This is a genomic window from Micromonospora lutea (genome assembly GCF_016863535.1).
Lineage (GTDB): Bacteria > Actinomycetota > Actinomycetes > Mycobacteriales > Micromonosporaceae > Micromonospora > Micromonospora lutea.
Genome location: NZ_BOPB01000016.1, coordinates 1 through 14290, shown reverse-complemented (window position 1 = coordinate 14290; position 14290 = coordinate 1). Strand labels below are relative to the sequence as shown.

Genomic DNA, 14290 nt, shown 5'->3' with positions numbered 1-14290 from the left:
AGAATGTCGGTCATGTCGTCACCGGTGGAGTTCCTGGAACTGCTCGCCCGGGAGGCGGCCACGGTCGAGTTCGAGGGACCGCTGGTCGCCGCCCGCGCCGCCGGGCTGCCCGCCGAGCGCCTCGCCGAATTGGAACAGGCCAAGACGGTGGCGCTGCGGGTCCGGGCGCTGCTGGAACGCCGACGCCGCCGGGAGAGCGAACTCTCCGGCCTGTACGACACGGTCCGCGACCTGGCCGGGCTGCGCGACCTGGACGAGGTGCTGCGGGCGATCGTGCACCGTGCCCGGCACCTGCTCGGCGCGGACGTCGCCTACATGACGCTCAACGACGCCGAGCGCGGCGACACCTACATGCGGGTGACCGACGGCTCGGTCTCCGCCCAGTTCCAGCAGCTGCGGCTGCCCATGGGTGCCGGGCTCGGCGGCCTGGTGGCCCAGTCCGGCGCCCCCTACGTCACCGCGAACTATCCGGCGGACGAGCGGTTCCACCACACTCGGGAGATCGACGCCGGGGTGCGTGAGGAAGGGCTGGTGGCCATCCTCGGCGTGCCGCTGCGGCTCGGTTCGACCAGCATCGGAGTGCTCTACGCGGCCAACCGCACGGCGCGGCCGTTCGCCCGCGAGGAGGTGGCGCTGCTGCTCTCGTTGGCGGCCCACGCCGCGGTGGCGATCGACACCGCCCGGCTGCTGGCCGAGACGCGATCGGCGCTGGAGGAACTCTCCTCGGCGAACACCACCATCCGGGCGCACAGCAGTTCGGTGGAGCGGGCCGCGGCAGCCCACGACCGGATGACCGCCCTGGTGCTGCGCGGCGGCGGGGTGGAGGACGTCGCCGCGGCGGTCTCCGACGTGCTCGGTGGGGCGCTGCTGGTGCTCGACGCCGAGGGACGGCGGCTGGCCCAGGTCGGTGAGATCGACGAGCCGGACCGAGCGGAGATCGTCGAGGCGGTCACGGCGTCGCGGACCGAGGGACGCAGCGTACGCCGGGGCGCCTTGTGGTACGCCGCCGTGGTGGCCGGCGCGGAGAACCTGGGCGTGCTGGTGCTGCGCCCCGAGGGTGAGCCGGCCGACGCCGACCAACGCATCCTGGAGCGGGCGGCCTTGGTGACCGCCCTGCTGCTGTTGTTCCGGCGTACCGTCGCCGAGGCGGAGGGACGGGTCCGGGGCGAGTTGCTCGACGACCTGATCGCCCGGCCGCTGCGCGACCCCGACGCGCTGCGCGGTCGAGCCCGCCGGTTGGGCGTGGACCTGGACGCACCGCACGTGCTGGTGGCCGTCGGCGACGACGCCATCGCGGCGACCGGCTCCGCCCGGCTGCGGGTGCTCTCCTGGGCCACCACGTACGCCTCGACGCGGGGCGGGCTGGCCGCGGCGCGGGACGGCCGGGTGGCGCTGATGCTGCCCGGGCAGGACGCGGGTGGCAGCGCCCGGGCGGTGGCCCGGGACCTGTCCCGGATCACCGGTCGGCCGGTGACCGCCGGGGCGAGCGGTCCGTCGACCAATCCCTCGTCGCTGGCCGCCGCCTTTCGGGAGGCGGACCGTTGCCTGACCGCGCTCGGCGCGCTGGGCCGGGCCGGGCAGGGGGCGAGCAGCGCCGAGCTGGGTTTCGTCGGGCTGCTGCTGGGCGCCGTCGACGACGGCGGCGACGCCGACGTGAGCCGGTTCCTCACCGCGACCATCGGACCGGTGGTCGACTATGACGCTCGGCGAGGTACCGCGCTGGTGCGGACCCTGGAGGCGTACTTCGGCGTGGGTGGCAGCCTCGCCCGGGCCGCCGAACAGCTGCACGTGCACGTCAACACGGTGACGCAGCGCCTGGAGCGGGTCGGGCAGTTGCTCGGCGCGGACTGGCAACGTCCCGACCGCGCCCTGGAGGTGCAACTCGCGCTGCGCCTGCACCGACTCCGTACCGCCGACGGCTGAGCGGTACGGCTCGCTCAGTGCTTGCCGTAGTGCTCGCGGGTCTCGCGGATCGCCGCCTCGGCCGCCGCGCGCTCCTGCGGCGTGACCCCCCGCTTGGCGGCCAGCCAGGCCCGGAGCAACTCCACGGCGATCGGCAGGACCGAGAGCCCCACGATGCCGATCAGGATGAACTCGATGTTCGCCTTGACGAACGGGACCTGACCGAGGAAGTAGCCGAGGACCGTCACTCCGGTGCCCCAGAGGATGCCGCCGACGATGTTGTAGGTGACGAAGGTGCGGTAGTTCATCCGGCTGACCCCGGCGACGATCGGGGTGAACGTCCGCACGATCGGCACGAAACGGGCCAGCACGACCGAGCGGGCGCCGTACTTCTCGAAGAAGTCGTGTGCCTTGAGCAGGTTCTCCTGTTTGAACAGACGCGAGTTCGGGCGGCGGAACAGCGCCGGGCCGACCTTTCGGCCGAACAGGTAACCCACCTGGTCACCGACGATCGCAGCGATGGTGATGAGCAGGCACACCAACCACAATGGATAGGTGATGTAGCGTCCGTCGGCGACGAGCAGCCCGGCGGTGAACAGCAGCGAGTCACCCGGCAGGAAGAACCCGATCAGCAGGCCGGATTCGGCGAAGACGATGGCCAGGATGCCGAGCAGGCCGAACGTCGAGATCAGGTGTTCCGGGGAGAGCCAGTCAGGTCCGAGAGCCAGGGTGGTGACAGGCGTCGACACGATGGACCTCCGGTGCGAGTGGCGAGCCACCACAGGGCTCGGGACGCCCGTAGTCTACGGCCGAAGGCGATCGTTGGTTGCCGCGACCAGCCGCGGCCCGGCAGGGCCGAGCTGATCCACTGCGGCACGCGCCGGAGGTCGGCATGGGCAGCCGCTCCGCATCTCACCCTGTCATGCACGTGTGCCGATTAGCCCGGCAATCCCGCCGCGCGGACTGGACAATTGGGACTAGAAGATTATTTCAGCCCCAAGGAGCGATCATGGCACGCAGAAGAACACCGAACACGCGACCTGCTCTGGTCCTGGCTTTCGCAGTAGGCACGCTGGCCGGCGCGGCCGGTGCCCTGACGCTGCGACGTCGCGGCCGGCACGGTGCCAGCTTCGCGGACGAGATCACCGCATTCGCCGATGGCACCAGCCCCGCCGGCTTCGACGAACGCCTCGACCGTGCCGCACCGACCCCGGTCGGGGCACCGGTAGCGGTCGAACAGGGTTGAGCAGTGGACGCCACTTGCGCATCGGCCAGGCCAGCGGTTTTCGCCTGGATTCTGCGGGGGCGAAGGGTAGCGACGACATGGCCGACAGAATGAGTGGCGGTCCGGGTGCCGCCTCCCCGGAGACACCCGTCACCGAGTTGGTGCAACGAGCCGCCGAGCAGATGACCCGCCTCGTACGCGACGAGTTGACGCTGGCCCGCGCGGAGATGGCGGCGAAGGGCAGACGTGCCGGTTCCGGTGCCGGGATGCTCGGCGGCGGCGCCATGCTTGGCCTCTACGCCGGCGGCACGCTCGTCGCCGCCGTGGTCCTGGTGCTGGGTGCGTTCATGCCGGACGCGCTCGCCGCGCTCATCGTCGGGGTCGTCCTGCTCGTCGCCGCCGCGATCGCGGCCCGCCGCGGCAAGCAGCAGGTCACCGAGGCCATGCCGGCCACCCCGAGCGCCACCAGGGACAGCGTGCGTGCCGACGCAGAGACCATCCGCAACGCGGCGAGCCGGAGGCGATCATGAGCGCGGTCAACGACGATCCGGAGCAGGTCCGCCAGGACATTCAGCAGACACGTGAGCAACTCGGGGACACCGTCGCCGCGCTGGCCGCCAAGTCCGACGTCAAGGGTCGCCTCCGCGCGAAGGCCGACGGGGTCGCCGACGGACTCCGACAGCAGGCCGAGGAGGCCGGGCCGGTGGCGAAGAGCACCATGACCTGGGCGACCCGTGAAGTGAGTCGGAAACCCTCCGCATGGGCCAACGCCCTCACCCGGACGGTCCGCCGCTCGGCTGACACGACCGGCTCGACGGTGTCCAGCCAACGGAAAGCCGTACTGACGTCGGCCCGCAGCGCGGCAACCCGCATCCGCGCCTCGGTTCGCGCCAGACCGGTGCCGATCCTCACCGCCGCCGGTGCCGCCGCGGCAGCGCTCGGTCTCGCGGCCTATCGGCGTCGCCGGGCAAGGTGATCGACGAGTTTTCCCCGTAATGGCGTCACGCCAGCATCGTCCCTGCCGATCTGCGGGGCCGAGCACGGACTCCGCTTCCCCCCGCCGACCTGGGGCTGCCCGCAGGCGGACGAGTACTTCGGGACCGGGAGGGTAAGCGCCCCCGTGCTCGTCGCTGGCGGGCCCGAAGAGGGGAGATCGAATGACAACGGTTGGGAGAACGCGGCTCCCCGCCTGACAGGTCGGGCGGTGACGGAGCCGGCAAGATCCGGCAGGAGGCCACGCAGGTCGGCCGGGAGACGGCGCAGGCCGGCGGGCAACTCGCCCACGAGACGGTCGAGCAGGGTAAACAGGTGGCCGCGGAAACCCGCCACCAGGCACGCAACCTGGTCAAGGAGGTTTCCGTACAGGCGCGTACCCAGGCTCAGGAGCAGCAGAATCGCGCAGCGGAGAGCCTCCGTACGCTCGGGGACCAACTTCGCACCATGGCCGACTCCGGTGATCAGAACGGCATGGCCGCCGAGGTCGCCCGGCGAGGTGCCGACGCGGCCCAGCAGGCGGCCGGCTGGCTGGACGAACGGGAACCCGGCGACCTGGTACGCGAGGTGCGTGACTACGCCCGGCGGCATCCCGGCACGTTCCTCGCCGGGGCAGCGATCGCCGGTCTGCTCGCGGGTCGGTTCGGCCGCGCCCTCACCGGCGGTCAGGAGGACCACGGCCAGCAGGGCACCGCCGAGCAGGACGGCGGCGACCAGCGCCGGTCGACCGGGCGTACCGTGCCGCAGGGTCCGCTGATGCCACCCACGTCGCAGCAGCCGCACCTGTCGCCGGCCGGCCAGGTCGCGCCCGTACGCCACGGACCGACCGGGCGGGAGGTGGGGCCGTGAGCGCCCCGGCGGGCGGTGGCGCCGACCGGACCCAGGCATCCATCGGTGAACTGCTGGCGGATGCCAGCCGCAACTTCTCCACCCTCTTGCGCAAAGAGGTCGACCTGGCCAAGGCCGAGCTGCGCCAGGAGGCGCGCAGCGTCGGCACCGTGGCGGGAATGTTCGCCGCGGCCGCGGTCGCCGGGCTGCTCACCCTGATCTTCGTGTCGCACGCCCTCTGGTGGGGTCTGTCCAACGTGATGGACCAGGGATGGGCCGCTCTCATCGTCGCCGTGATCTGGGCCGTCATCGGCACCGTGCTCGCGTCCCGGGCCCGCAAACAGCTAGGCACCATCAAACCCCTCCCGCGCACCAGACAGACGGCACAGGAGATACCCGACGCAGTGAGGGGCCGCTGAGCCGAAGGGAGCCATCATGTCCAGCGATCCGGACCAGATCCGGCACGACATTGAGCAGACCCGAGCCGAGCTGAGCAGCGACGTCGACGCGCTGTCCTACAAGGTGAACCCGCGCCGCATCGCGAGCGTCCCGGTGACACGGGCGCGCAGCCGGCTGAGCCGCATCGTCGACCGGGTGATGGGGACCGCGAGAGACACCCGGGACGCCACGATGCACCAGGCCCACGAAGTCGGCCACCGCGTCTCGGACACCGCGCACCAGACGTCGAACGCGGTGGCGCACGCGGCGCACCAGACGACCGGCGCCGTGGCGAACGCGGCCCACCAGACCTCGGACGCCGTCGGAGCGGCTGGGCAGCGCGCCAAGTCAGTCACCCATGCGTCGAAGGAACGGGCCGAGGGCAACCCGCTGGCCGCCGGGTTGATCGCCTTCGGGGTGGGCGTGCTCGCCTCCGCCCTGCTGCCACCCAGCAGTAAGGAGCAGCAGCTCGCCGGGCGCGCCAGGCACGAGGCCATGGAGCATGCCGACCAGTTCAAGCAGAAGGCCGGCGACATGATGCACCAGGTCCAGGACAACCTGCGCGAACCTGTGCAGGAGGCGTCGCAGGCGGTCAGGTCGACGGCCTCGCAGGGGGCCGCCGCGGTGCGCGACACGGGCACCGAGCAGGCCCGGCACGTACGCGACGACGCGCGGCAGGCAACCCAGCGGTCGTAGCACGCGTCGCAGTCGCTCGCCACGGCGTCCGCCCCGGGTCAGCTGGCCCGGGGCGGACCCTTGCCGCACCCGGCCCCGACACGGGTTTGCCGTGCTCGGCTACCTTGATCCACACCCCTGCCGGAAAGGTGCCGAGTACATGCCCATCGGTTTCACCCTCGCCATCATCGCCGCGATCGTCGCGGCGGTCGCCGCCGTCGTCGCCCGCATCGGGGCGGTGCAGACCGTACGACGGACCAGCGCCATGGTGGCGCTGAGCGCCCTGCTCGTGGCGCTGGGTCTGCTCGCCGCATCGAGCGCCCACTCGGTGCCGATCCGTTCGGTCGGCATCGTCACCAGCTTCGGCAAACCGACCGGTGAGGTCACCGGCTCCGGCCTGAAGTGGGTCACCCCGTGGCAGCGGGTCGGTGAGTGGGACGCCGGGCGACAGAAGTACGACCACATCGGCAACGATCAGTGCGTCCGGGTCCGTACCGGCACGCTGGCCGACGCGTGCGTGGAGGTGCTGGTCGAGTGGCAGGTTCAGCCCGAGAACGCGCCGAAGCAGTTCATGGACTACAAGGGCGACTTCCAGAGCTTCCGGGGGCAGCGGGTCGGTGTCCAGCTCGACAGCGCGGTGAACGACGCCTTCGCCGTCTACAACCCGTTGGAGCGTATCGACGCGAAGACCGGCAACCTGAACGTGGACCTCAAGCCCTTCGCGGCGAGCATCAAGGCCAACGCCGAAGAGCGGCTGGCCGATGACGTCGAGATCCTGTCGGTCACCATCACCCGGGTCAACCACGACGACAAGACCGAGGGCAACATCAAGGCGTTTCAGGACAAGCTCGCCCAGACCCGCAACCTCGAACAGGACCGCCTCAACGCCGAGATCCAGAAGCAGGTCACCGAGACCAACGCGACGGTGGACAAGGTGACCCGCTGCCTGGAGATCGCGGACAAGCACGGCAGCTCCCCCGGCCTCTGCATCAACCCGGGCATCATCACCGGAAAGTGAACCGCCCGCCCGTCGTGCCGGACGTGCCGCCCGCCGCACCGGCACGGCGGGACGGCGCGACGGGACGGCGGGACGGCGGGACGGCGGGACGGCGCGACGGGACGGCGCGACGGGACGGCGCGGTCAGGAGGTAAGGGCGTCCAGCGCCAGGTCGACGTCCTCGGTGGTGGAGTAGAGGTGGAAGGAGGCACGGATCCGGCCGGCCCGCACCGCCGCGCGTACCCCGGCCCGTTCCAGCTTCTCCTGCGCGCCGGGCACCTCGACGGTGACGATCGCGCTGTCCCCGGGCGGCTGCCCCAGCCCGGTGAGGAACCGGTTGGCCAGCGCCACATCGTGCGCCCGCACCTGCTCGACCCCGATCTCCAGCAGCAGTTCCAGCGATGGGGCGGCACCCACCCAGCTGAACCAGGCCGGCGAGATGTCGAACCGGCGGGCGTCCTCGGCCAGCCGCAGCGGCGGCCCGTAGTAGGAGGCGTGCGGGTCGCGGCCCGCGTACCAGCCGGCGGCGTCGGGCCGCAGCCGGTCGCGCACCTCGGGAGCCAGGTAGGCGAACCCGGTGCCCCGGGGTCCCATCAGCCACTTGTACCCGCCGGCCACCACGACGTCCGCGCGGCTCGCGTCGAACGGCAGCCAGCCGCAAGCCTGGGTGGCGTCGACCGCGACGAGCGCGCCGTGGGCCCGGGCCGCCGCGACGATCTCGTCGTACGCGACCACCGTGCCATCGGCGGACTGCACCAGGCTGAACGCCACCAGGTCGGTGTCGGCGTCGACCGAGGCGGCCAGGTCGTCCAGCGGCACGGTGCGTACCTGCACGCCCCGGTCGGTCTGGACGAGCCAGGGGAAGAGGTTGGAGGTGAACTCGATCTCGGGCACGACCACCCGGGCGCCGGCGGGCAGCGCGGCGGCGACCGGCGCCAACAGTTGGGACACGGTGACCCCGACCGCGACGTCGGCCACCGGCACCGCGACCAGCTGGGCGAACGCTGCCCGGCACCGGTCGGTCGCCTCGCTCCACGTCTCCCACGGCCCCCGACCCGCCCGCCAGTCGGCGAGCGCGCCCTGCAACGCGTCCCAGCCCGGATCGGGCGGCAGCCCGTAGCTGGCGGTGTTCAACCAGCCCGGCTGCGGTTGCCACAGCTTCTGCGCCTGCTCCAGTTCCACGCCCCGACGCTAACCGCCCCGCCCCGTCCCCCAGAGCGCCAATCCCACCTCCGTGGCCCACCCTGCCCCCGCCTCACCCCGTTGATCATGAGGTTGTTACCCGAGAGAGCGATTACCCACGGCAATAACCTCATGATCAACGGAGAGATCCGGGGAGGTGGGGTGGGGGTGGGGGTGGGGGTGGGGGGCTGTTAGGTGACGTTGGCGGGGCCTAGGACGCTTTTTAGGTCGGCCATGAGGGCGGTGGTGGCGGCTACTCGGACCGGGCTCAGGCGCAGGGTGGTGGCGCGGGTGCCGTTGAGGAGTTTGACGTGCACCTCGGCGTCGCCGGGGTGCAGCACCAGGGTTTCCTTGAGCCGTTCCACCAGCGGAGGGGTGCACCGGGTCACCGGGATGGTGAGGGTGACCGGCTTGTTCGCGGTGCTGTTGCTGACGTCCGGCAGGGACATGTCCATCGCCATGATGCGCGGGGTGTCGTCGCGCCGGTCGACCCGACCCTTGACCACCACGATCGCGTCCTCGGCGATGTACTGCCCGATCACCTCGTAGGTGTTCGGGAAGAACAGCGTCTCCACGCCGCCGGCGAGATCCTCCAGGGTCGCCGAGGCCCACGCCCGCCCCTGCTTGGTGACCCGGCGCTGCACGCCGGAGAGGATGCCGGCGAGGGTGACCACCGCGCCGTCAGGCACGGTGCCCTCCTCGGAGAGGGCCGCGATGGTGGTGTCGGCCGCCGCGCCGAGGATGTGTTCGAGGCCGAACAGTGGATGATCGGAGACGTACAGACCGAGCATCTCGCGCTCGAAGGCGAGCTTGTCGCGCTTGTCCCACTCCCCCTCGGCGATGGTCGGCATGACCGTGGTGGTCGTCGCCGCATCGGCGTCGCCGAAGCCCGCGCCGAACAGGTCGTACTGCCCGACGGCCTCCTTGCGCTTGACGTCCGCGTACGCGTCGATGGCGTCGGCGTGCACGGCGAGCAGGGACTTGCGGGGATGCTTCAGCGAGTCGAACGCCCCCGCCTTGATCAGGGATTCGATGGTCTTCTTGTTGCAGACCACCGCGTCCACCTTGGACAGGAAGTCGTAGAAGTCGGTGTACTCGCCCTTCTCCTCGCGACAGCGCATGATCGCGGCGACCACGTTCGCGCCGACGTTGCGGATCGCGCCGAGACCGAAGCGGATCTCCCGACCGACCGGGGTGAACGGGCCGGCCGAGGTGTTCACGTCCGGTGGCAGCACCTGGATGCCCATCCGCCGGCACTCCGACAGGTACATGGCCATCTTGTCCTTGTCGTCACCGACGGAGGTCAGCAACGCGGCCATGTACTCGGCCGGGTAGTTGGCCTTGAGGTAGCCGGTCCAGTACGACACCAGCCCGTAGCCGGCGGTGTGCGCCTTGTTGAAGGCGTAGTCGGCGAACGGGACGAGGATGTCCCACAGGGTCTTGATGGCCTCGTCGGAGTAGCCGTTGCTGCGCATCCCGTCGCGGAACGGGATGAACTCCTTGTCGAGGACCTCCTTCTTCTTCTTGCCCATCGCCCGGCGCAGCAGGTCGGCCTTGCCGAGGCTGTAGCCGGCAAGCACCTGGGCGGCGCGCTGTACCTGCTCCTGGTAGACGATCAGGCCGTAGGTCGGGCCGAGGATCTCCTCCAGCGGCTCGGCCAGCTCCGGATGGATCGGGGTGATCTCCTGGAGCCCGTTCTTGCGCAACGCGTAGTTCGTGTGCGAGTTGGCGCCCATCGGACCGGGTCGGTACAGCGCCAGGACGGCGGAGATGTCCTCGAAGTTGTCCGGCTTCATCAGCCGCAGCAACGACCGCATCGGCCCGCCGTCGAGCTGGAACACGCCGAGGGTGTCGCCCCGGGCCAACAACTCGTACGTCGGTTTGTCGTCAAGCGGCAGCTTGAGCAGGTCCACCTTGCGGCCGTGGTTGAGTTCGATGTTCTTCAGCGCGTCGTCGATGATGGTCAGGTTGCGCAGGCCGAGGAAGTCCATCTTCAACAACCCGAGCGACTCGCAGGTCGGGTAGTCGAACTGGGTGATGATCGCCCCGTCGGCGTCGCGGCGCATCAGCGGAATGTGCTCGATGATCGGCTCGGCGGACATGATGACGCCCGCGGCGTGCACCCCGGTCTGCCGGATCAGACCCTCGATGCCCTTGGCGGTGTCGATCACCTTGCGGACGTCGGGGTCCGACTCGTACAGGCCGCGGATCTCGCCGGCCTCGGCGTACCGCGGGTGCTTCGGGTCGAAGATGCCGGTGAGTGGGATGTCCTTGCCCATCACCGCCGGCGGCATCGCCTTGGTGATCCGGTCGCCGACCGCGTACGGGTAGCCGAGCACCCGGGCCGAGTCCTTGATCGCGGCCTTCGCCTTGATCGTGCCGAAGGTGGCGATCTGGGCGACCTTGTCCTCACCCCACTTGTCGGTGACGTACTTGATCACCTCACCGCGCCGACGCTCGTCGAAGTCGATGTCGACATCCGGCATGGAGACCCGCTCGGGGTTCAGGAACCGTTCGAAGATCAGCCCGTGCGGGATCGGGTCCAGGTCGGTGATGCCCAGGGCGTACGCGACCAGGGAACCGGCCGCGGAACCACGGCCGGGGCCGACGGCGATGCCCTGCGCCTTGGCCCACTGGATGAAGTCGGCCACCACGAGGAAGTACGACGGGAAGCCCATCTGGATGATGACGCCCAGCTCGTACTCGGCCTGCACCACGTGCCCCTCGGGAATGCCCTCCGGGTAGCGGCGGGCCAGCCCGGCGAAGGTCTCCTTGCGGAACCAGGACTCCTCGGTCTCGCCCTCGGGCACCGGGAAACGCGGCATCAGGTTGTGGAACTCGAACATCCCGCTCGGATCGACCCGCTCCGCCACCAGCAGCGTGTTGCGGCACCCCTCCAACCAGGCGTCGGAGCCGTCCACACCGCGCATCTCGTCGGCCGACTTGATGTAGTAGCCGCTGCCGCCGAACTTGAACCGGTTCGGGTCGGCGACGTTGCTGCCGGTCTGCACGCACAGCAGCACGTCGTGCGCCTCGGACTGCGCCTCGTGCGTGTAGTGCGAGTCGTTGGTGACCACCGGTGGGATGCCGAGCTTGCGGCCGATCTCCAGCAGCCCGTCACGGACCCGCTTCTCGATGTCCAGGCCGTGGTCCATCAGCTCCAGGAAGTAGTTCTCCTTGCCGAAGATGTCCTGGTACTTGGCGGCGGCTTCGAGAGCCTGCGCGTCGTGGCCGAGCCGCAGCCGGGTCTGCACCTCGCCGGACGGACAACCGGTGGTGGCCATCAGGCCGTCGGCGTACTCGGCCAGCAGTTCGGTGTCCATCCGGGGCCACTTGACGAAGTAACCCTCGGTGTACGAGCGCGAGGTCAGCGCGAACAGGTTGTGCAGACCGGTCCGGTTACGCGCCCAGATCGTCTTGTGGGTGTACCCACCGCTACCCGAGACGTCGTCGCTCTTCTGCTCCGGCCGACCCCAGCGCACCCGCTGCTTGTGGAACCGGGACTCCGGCGCCACGTACGCCTCGATGCCCAGGATCGGGGTCACCCCGGCGGCCATCGCCTGCTTGTAGAAGTCGTTCGCGCCGTGCATGTTGCCGTGGTCGGTCATCGCCACCGCCGGCATGCCCTGCCGCTTGACCTCGGCGAACAGGTCCTTGAGCCGGGCCGCACCATCGAGCATGGAGTACTCAGTGTGCACATGCAGATGCGCAAACGAATCGCCCATGCGTGGCGCCCCCGGGTCAAATGATCGAGTCGGTCGGGCTAACCCTAACCCCGTCGACGCCGGGGATCTCCGCACGCCGCGCGGCCCCCGTACGACGCCGGGTGCGGTGTCGACTGGTGGACACGGAGCGGACACGGCGGCTGACCCGGCGTAGCCTGAACGCCCACCGCAACACCGGGCGAGCACGGGACGGCGCGATGACCCTCGCGGACGGGATCGACGACCTGGCCGGTGCCGCGGCGCGCGGCGACCGGGCGGCCCTGGAGGCCCTGCTGACGGCGATCCGCCCGGAGGTGCTGCGGCTGTGTGGCCGGCTGCTGCCGAACCGGGAGGACGCGGAGGAGGCCTGCCAGGACGCGCTGCTCGCGGTGGCGCAGGGCATCCACCGCTTCGAGGGGCGCTCGTCGTTGCGTACCTGGCTGTACCGGCTGACCGCCAACCGGGCCCGCTCGACCTACCGGGCGCTGCGCCGACGGTGGCTGATGGAGGCCGCCGGGGAAGCGCTGCCGGAGCGGCCCGACCCGCGCCGCACCAGCGTGGTCGCCGGCACCCGACTGGACCTGCTGGAGGCCCTCGACGCGATCCGCCCCGAACTGGCCGAGGCGTTGACCCTGCGTGACGTGCTCGAACTCGACTACCGCGAGATCGCCGGGTTGCTCGACGTGCCCGAGGGCACGGTCAAGTCCCGCATCCACGAGGCCCGCCGGCAGGTCCGGCTGCGGCTCTCCGATGCCGACTGACCTGCCCGGCCGGCGTCGTCACGCGGCGCTGGGCCTGCCCGGCCGGTGTCGTCACGCGGCGCTGGGCCTGCCCGGCCGGCGTCGGCCGGCGGCGCTGGCCCAGGTCGGCCGGACGGCGGTGCTGGCCATGGCCGTCGTGCTCCTCGCAGGTGCCGCCGGTTGCGCCGACGAGCCTGTCGCGCCGCTGCCGGTACGCCCGCCCGGCACCACCATCTCGGCGTCGCCGGCAACCCCCTCCCCGCCGAGCAGCACAGTTCCGCCGCCGACTGTCGTGACGACCGCTCCCGCGCCACCGCCTCCGACGCGTCGGGCCCCCACCTCGCAGCGCAGCACCCACAGTCCGTCGCCCAGCGCGACCACGTCCGAGGTCTGTCTCGGCGCGGTCCGCTACGAACTGCCGCTGTCCGATCCCGGGCCGTTGCCCTCGTCGCTCTGTTTCGCCACCGGCGGGGTGCTGCGGCTTCAGGGCATCGGCCCGGGTGAGGTCACCGTCGACCGCGAGGATCTGGTGGAGAGCCAGTACGCGGCCGGCGTGGTCGACCTCCGCTTCGTCCGGGCCGGCACGGTGGAGGTGTCCGTCCCCCGCACGGCGAGCACCGAGGTGATCACGGTGGTCGTGCGATGACCGGTCGGCGTACCCGTACCCCGTCGAGCAACGCGTCGACGAACTCGTCACCGGCCCCGGGCGGGGGTACGACCTGCGCGTACAGCATGCCGGCGCTGACCCGGGCGGCGGCCTCCACCAGGACCGGACGTCCCTGCGGGCAGTCGAAGCGGGCGACCACCCAGTCCAGGCCACCCCGCCGTACCTGCCGTGCCGGTGCGGCGACGCAGTCGGCGTGGGGCGCGGCGGCGACGAACGCCGCCGGATCGGTGTGGCGCGCGGTCGCCGACAATCCGACGAAGGCGCCCGGCACCCTCGGATCGGTGGCCCACCGACGCGGCTCCGGTGAGATCACGAACGCCGGTTCGAGTCGGCCGGACTCGTCGTACCGTCCGGCCCACCCGGATCCGGCGGCCCGCCAACCGTCAGGCAGCACGACAGTCAGCGGGCCACTCGCCGCCGTACCGCTGCGCGTCGCCGAGTCGGCCGCCACCGCGCCCGTCGCCGCGACCAGGACCACCGTCAGCGCGACCGCGCGTGACCAGGGCTTGCGGGCGGTACCCACCCTCGCCCCGGTCGACGCACCCGAATCCGCCGAGACCAAAGTCGGTCCCGGGCTGCCGGTGGTACGGGAGGTGGGCACCGACGCGGGCCGTGCACCGGAGTCGGCCGGATCGCTGGTCTGCCGCACCGCCGCCAGCAGGGCCGTGCGGAACGCCTGAGCGTCCGGGTACCTGTCGTCCGGACGGGTCGCGGTGGCCCGACGCAGCACCGCCGCCACCGCAGGCGGCGTGACGGCGGACGGCGGCACATCGGCGGTCGGTCCCGTGTTGGCGGGCGGTCCCGTGCCGGTGGACGATCCCGTACCGACGGGCGATCCCGTACCGACGGGCGGTCCCGTGTTGGCGGGCGGTCCCGTGTTGGCGGGCGGTCCCGTGTTGGCGGGCGGTCCCGTGTTGGCGGGCGGTCCCGTGTTGGCGG

At 71.2% G+C, this 14290-nt stretch carries 14 protein-coding genes; 10 read left to right on the top strand and 4 right to left on the bottom strand.

All coding sequences use genetic code 11. The features are described 5' to 3' along the window. The first annotated feature begins 3 nt into the window (after positions 1-3). On the top strand, positions 4-1923 hold the full coding sequence (locus Vlu01_RS16485; RefSeq protein WP_204000150.1) for a helix-turn-helix domain-containing protein: 1920 nt from the start codon (positions 4-6) through the stop codon (positions 1921-1923). Positions 1924-1937: 14 nt separating this feature from the next. Here the strand turns inward: Vlu01_RS16485 and Vlu01_RS16480 are convergent, their stop codons facing one another. Further along, positions 1938-2651 carry a DedA family protein gene (locus Vlu01_RS16480; RefSeq protein WP_204000147.1) on the bottom strand — a complete coding sequence of 238 codons (714 nt, stop codon included), beginning with the start codon at positions 2649-2651 and terminating at the stop codon, positions 1938-1940. A 260-nt stretch (positions 2652-2911) separates the two neighbouring features. Between Vlu01_RS16480 and Vlu01_RS16475 the strand changes: the two genes are divergently transcribed. The 7 genes from Vlu01_RS16475 to Vlu01_RS16445 all read left to right on the top strand — a co-directional run bounded on the left by Vlu01_RS16475 (position 2912) and on the right by Vlu01_RS16445 (position 7079). Beyond that, positions 2912-3148 carry a hypothetical protein gene (locus Vlu01_RS16475; RefSeq protein WP_204000144.1) on the top strand — a complete coding sequence of 79 codons (237 nt, stop codon included), beginning with the start codon at positions 2912-2914 and terminating at the stop codon, positions 3146-3148. A gap of 77 nt (positions 3149-3225) precedes the next feature. After that, positions 3226-3657: a phage holin family protein gene (locus Vlu01_RS16470; protein WP_204000142.1), complete on the top strand. Its 432-nt coding sequence runs from the start codon at positions 3226-3228 to the stop codon at positions 3655-3657. After that, positions 3654-4103: a DUF3618 domain-containing protein gene (locus Vlu01_RS16465; protein WP_204000139.1), complete on the top strand. Its 450-nt coding sequence runs from the start codon at positions 3654-3656 to the stop codon at positions 4101-4103. The genes Vlu01_RS16470 and Vlu01_RS16465 overlap by 4 nt, the downstream gene beginning before the upstream one ends. Positions 4104-4294: 191 nt before the next feature. Further along, the gene (locus tag Vlu01_RS16460; RefSeq protein ID WP_204000136.1) at positions 4295-4969 is read left to right on the top strand and encodes a F0F1 ATP synthase subunit B family protein; all 675 of its coding nucleotides are present in this window, start codon (positions 4295-4297) and stop codon (positions 4967-4969) included. Beyond that, a complete protein-coding gene (locus Vlu01_RS16455; RefSeq protein WP_204000133.1) occupies positions 4966-5367 on the top strand; it encodes a phage holin family protein in 402 nt (133 codons plus the stop codon). Before Vlu01_RS16460 ends, Vlu01_RS16455 begins: the two co-directional genes overlap by 4 nt. A gap of 16 nt (positions 5368-5383) precedes the next feature. After that, positions 5384-6082, top strand: coding sequence for a DUF3618 domain-containing protein (locus tag Vlu01_RS16450; protein WP_204000130.1), 699 nt, complete (start codon positions 5384-5386; stop codon positions 6080-6082). Between the two features lie 139 nt (positions 6083-6221). Further along, on the top strand, positions 6222-7079 hold the full coding sequence (locus Vlu01_RS16445; protein ID WP_204000127.1) for an SPFH domain-containing protein: 858 nt from the start codon (positions 6222-6224) through the stop codon (positions 7077-7079). A 123-nt stretch (positions 7080-7202) separates the two neighbouring features. Here the strand turns inward: Vlu01_RS16445 and Vlu01_RS16440 are convergent, their stop codons facing one another. Beyond that, positions 7203-8240, bottom strand: a complete 1038-nt coding sequence (locus tag Vlu01_RS16440) for an aminotransferase class V-fold PLP-dependent enzyme (RefSeq protein ID WP_204000124.1) — start codon at positions 8238-8240, stop codon at positions 7203-7205. A gap of 191 nt (positions 8241-8431) precedes the next feature. After that, positions 8432-11965: a DNA polymerase III subunit alpha gene (gene dnaE, locus Vlu01_RS16435; protein ID WP_204000121.1), complete on the bottom strand. Its 3534-nt coding sequence runs from the start codon at positions 11963-11965 to the stop codon at positions 8432-8434. A gap of 116 nt (positions 11966-12081) precedes the next feature. On the opposite strand from dnaE, the gene Vlu01_RS16430 reads away from it, so the two are divergent. Together Vlu01_RS16430 and Vlu01_RS16425 are read left to right on the top strand one after the other, a co-directional pair. After that, positions 12082-12705: an RNA polymerase sigma factor gene (locus Vlu01_RS16430; protein ID WP_239095943.1), complete on the top strand. Its 624-nt coding sequence runs from the start codon at positions 12082-12084 to the stop codon at positions 12703-12705. Next, complete coding sequence (locus Vlu01_RS16425; RefSeq protein ID WP_239095942.1) at positions 12695-13330, top strand: hypothetical protein; 636 nt, start codon at positions 12695-12697, stop codon at positions 13328-13330. Before Vlu01_RS16430 ends, Vlu01_RS16425 begins: the two co-directional genes overlap by 11 nt. Here Vlu01_RS16425 and Vlu01_RS16420 read toward each other — a convergent pair. Beyond that, entirely contained in the window at positions 13311-14120 is an 810-nt protein-coding gene (locus tag Vlu01_RS16420; RefSeq protein WP_204000117.1) for a serine/threonine-protein kinase, read from the bottom strand. The two genes, Vlu01_RS16425 and Vlu01_RS16420, sit on opposite strands and share 20 nt — an antisense overlap. Positions 14121-14290: the final 170 nt, after the last annotated feature.

Excerpts from the sequence above, each read along its gene's own strand:
- Vlu01_RS16485 (WP_204000150.1), top strand. The coding sequence starts at position 4 with ATGTCGGTCATGTCGTCACCGGTGGAGTTCCTGGAACTGCTCGCCCGG.
- Vlu01_RS16475 (WP_204000144.1), top strand. The coding sequence starts at position 2,912 with ATGGCACGCAGAAGAACACCGAACACGCGACCTGCTCTGGTCCTGGCT.
- Vlu01_RS16470 (WP_204000142.1), top strand. The coding sequence starts at position 3,226 with ATGGCCGACAGAATGAGTGGCGGTCCGGGTGCCGCCTCCCCGGAGACA.
- Vlu01_RS16465 (WP_204000139.1), top strand. The coding sequence starts at position 3,654 with ATGAGCGCGGTCAACGACGATCCGGAGCAGGTCCGCCAGGACATTCAG.
- Vlu01_RS16450 (WP_204000130.1), top strand. The coding sequence starts at position 5,384 with ATGTCCAGCGATCCGGACCAGATCCGGCACGACATTGAGCAGACCCGA.
- Vlu01_RS16445 (WP_204000127.1), top strand. The coding sequence starts at position 6,222 with ATGCCCATCGGTTTCACCCTCGCCATCATCGCCGCGATCGTCGCGGCG.
- dnaE (WP_204000121.1), bottom strand. The coding sequence starts at position 11,965 with ATGGGCGATTCGTTTGCGCATCTGCATGTGCACACTGAGTACTCCATG.
- Vlu01_RS16425 (WP_239095942.1), top strand. The coding sequence starts at position 12,695 with ATGCCGACTGACCTGCCCGGCCGGCGTCGTCACGCGGCGCTGGGCCTG.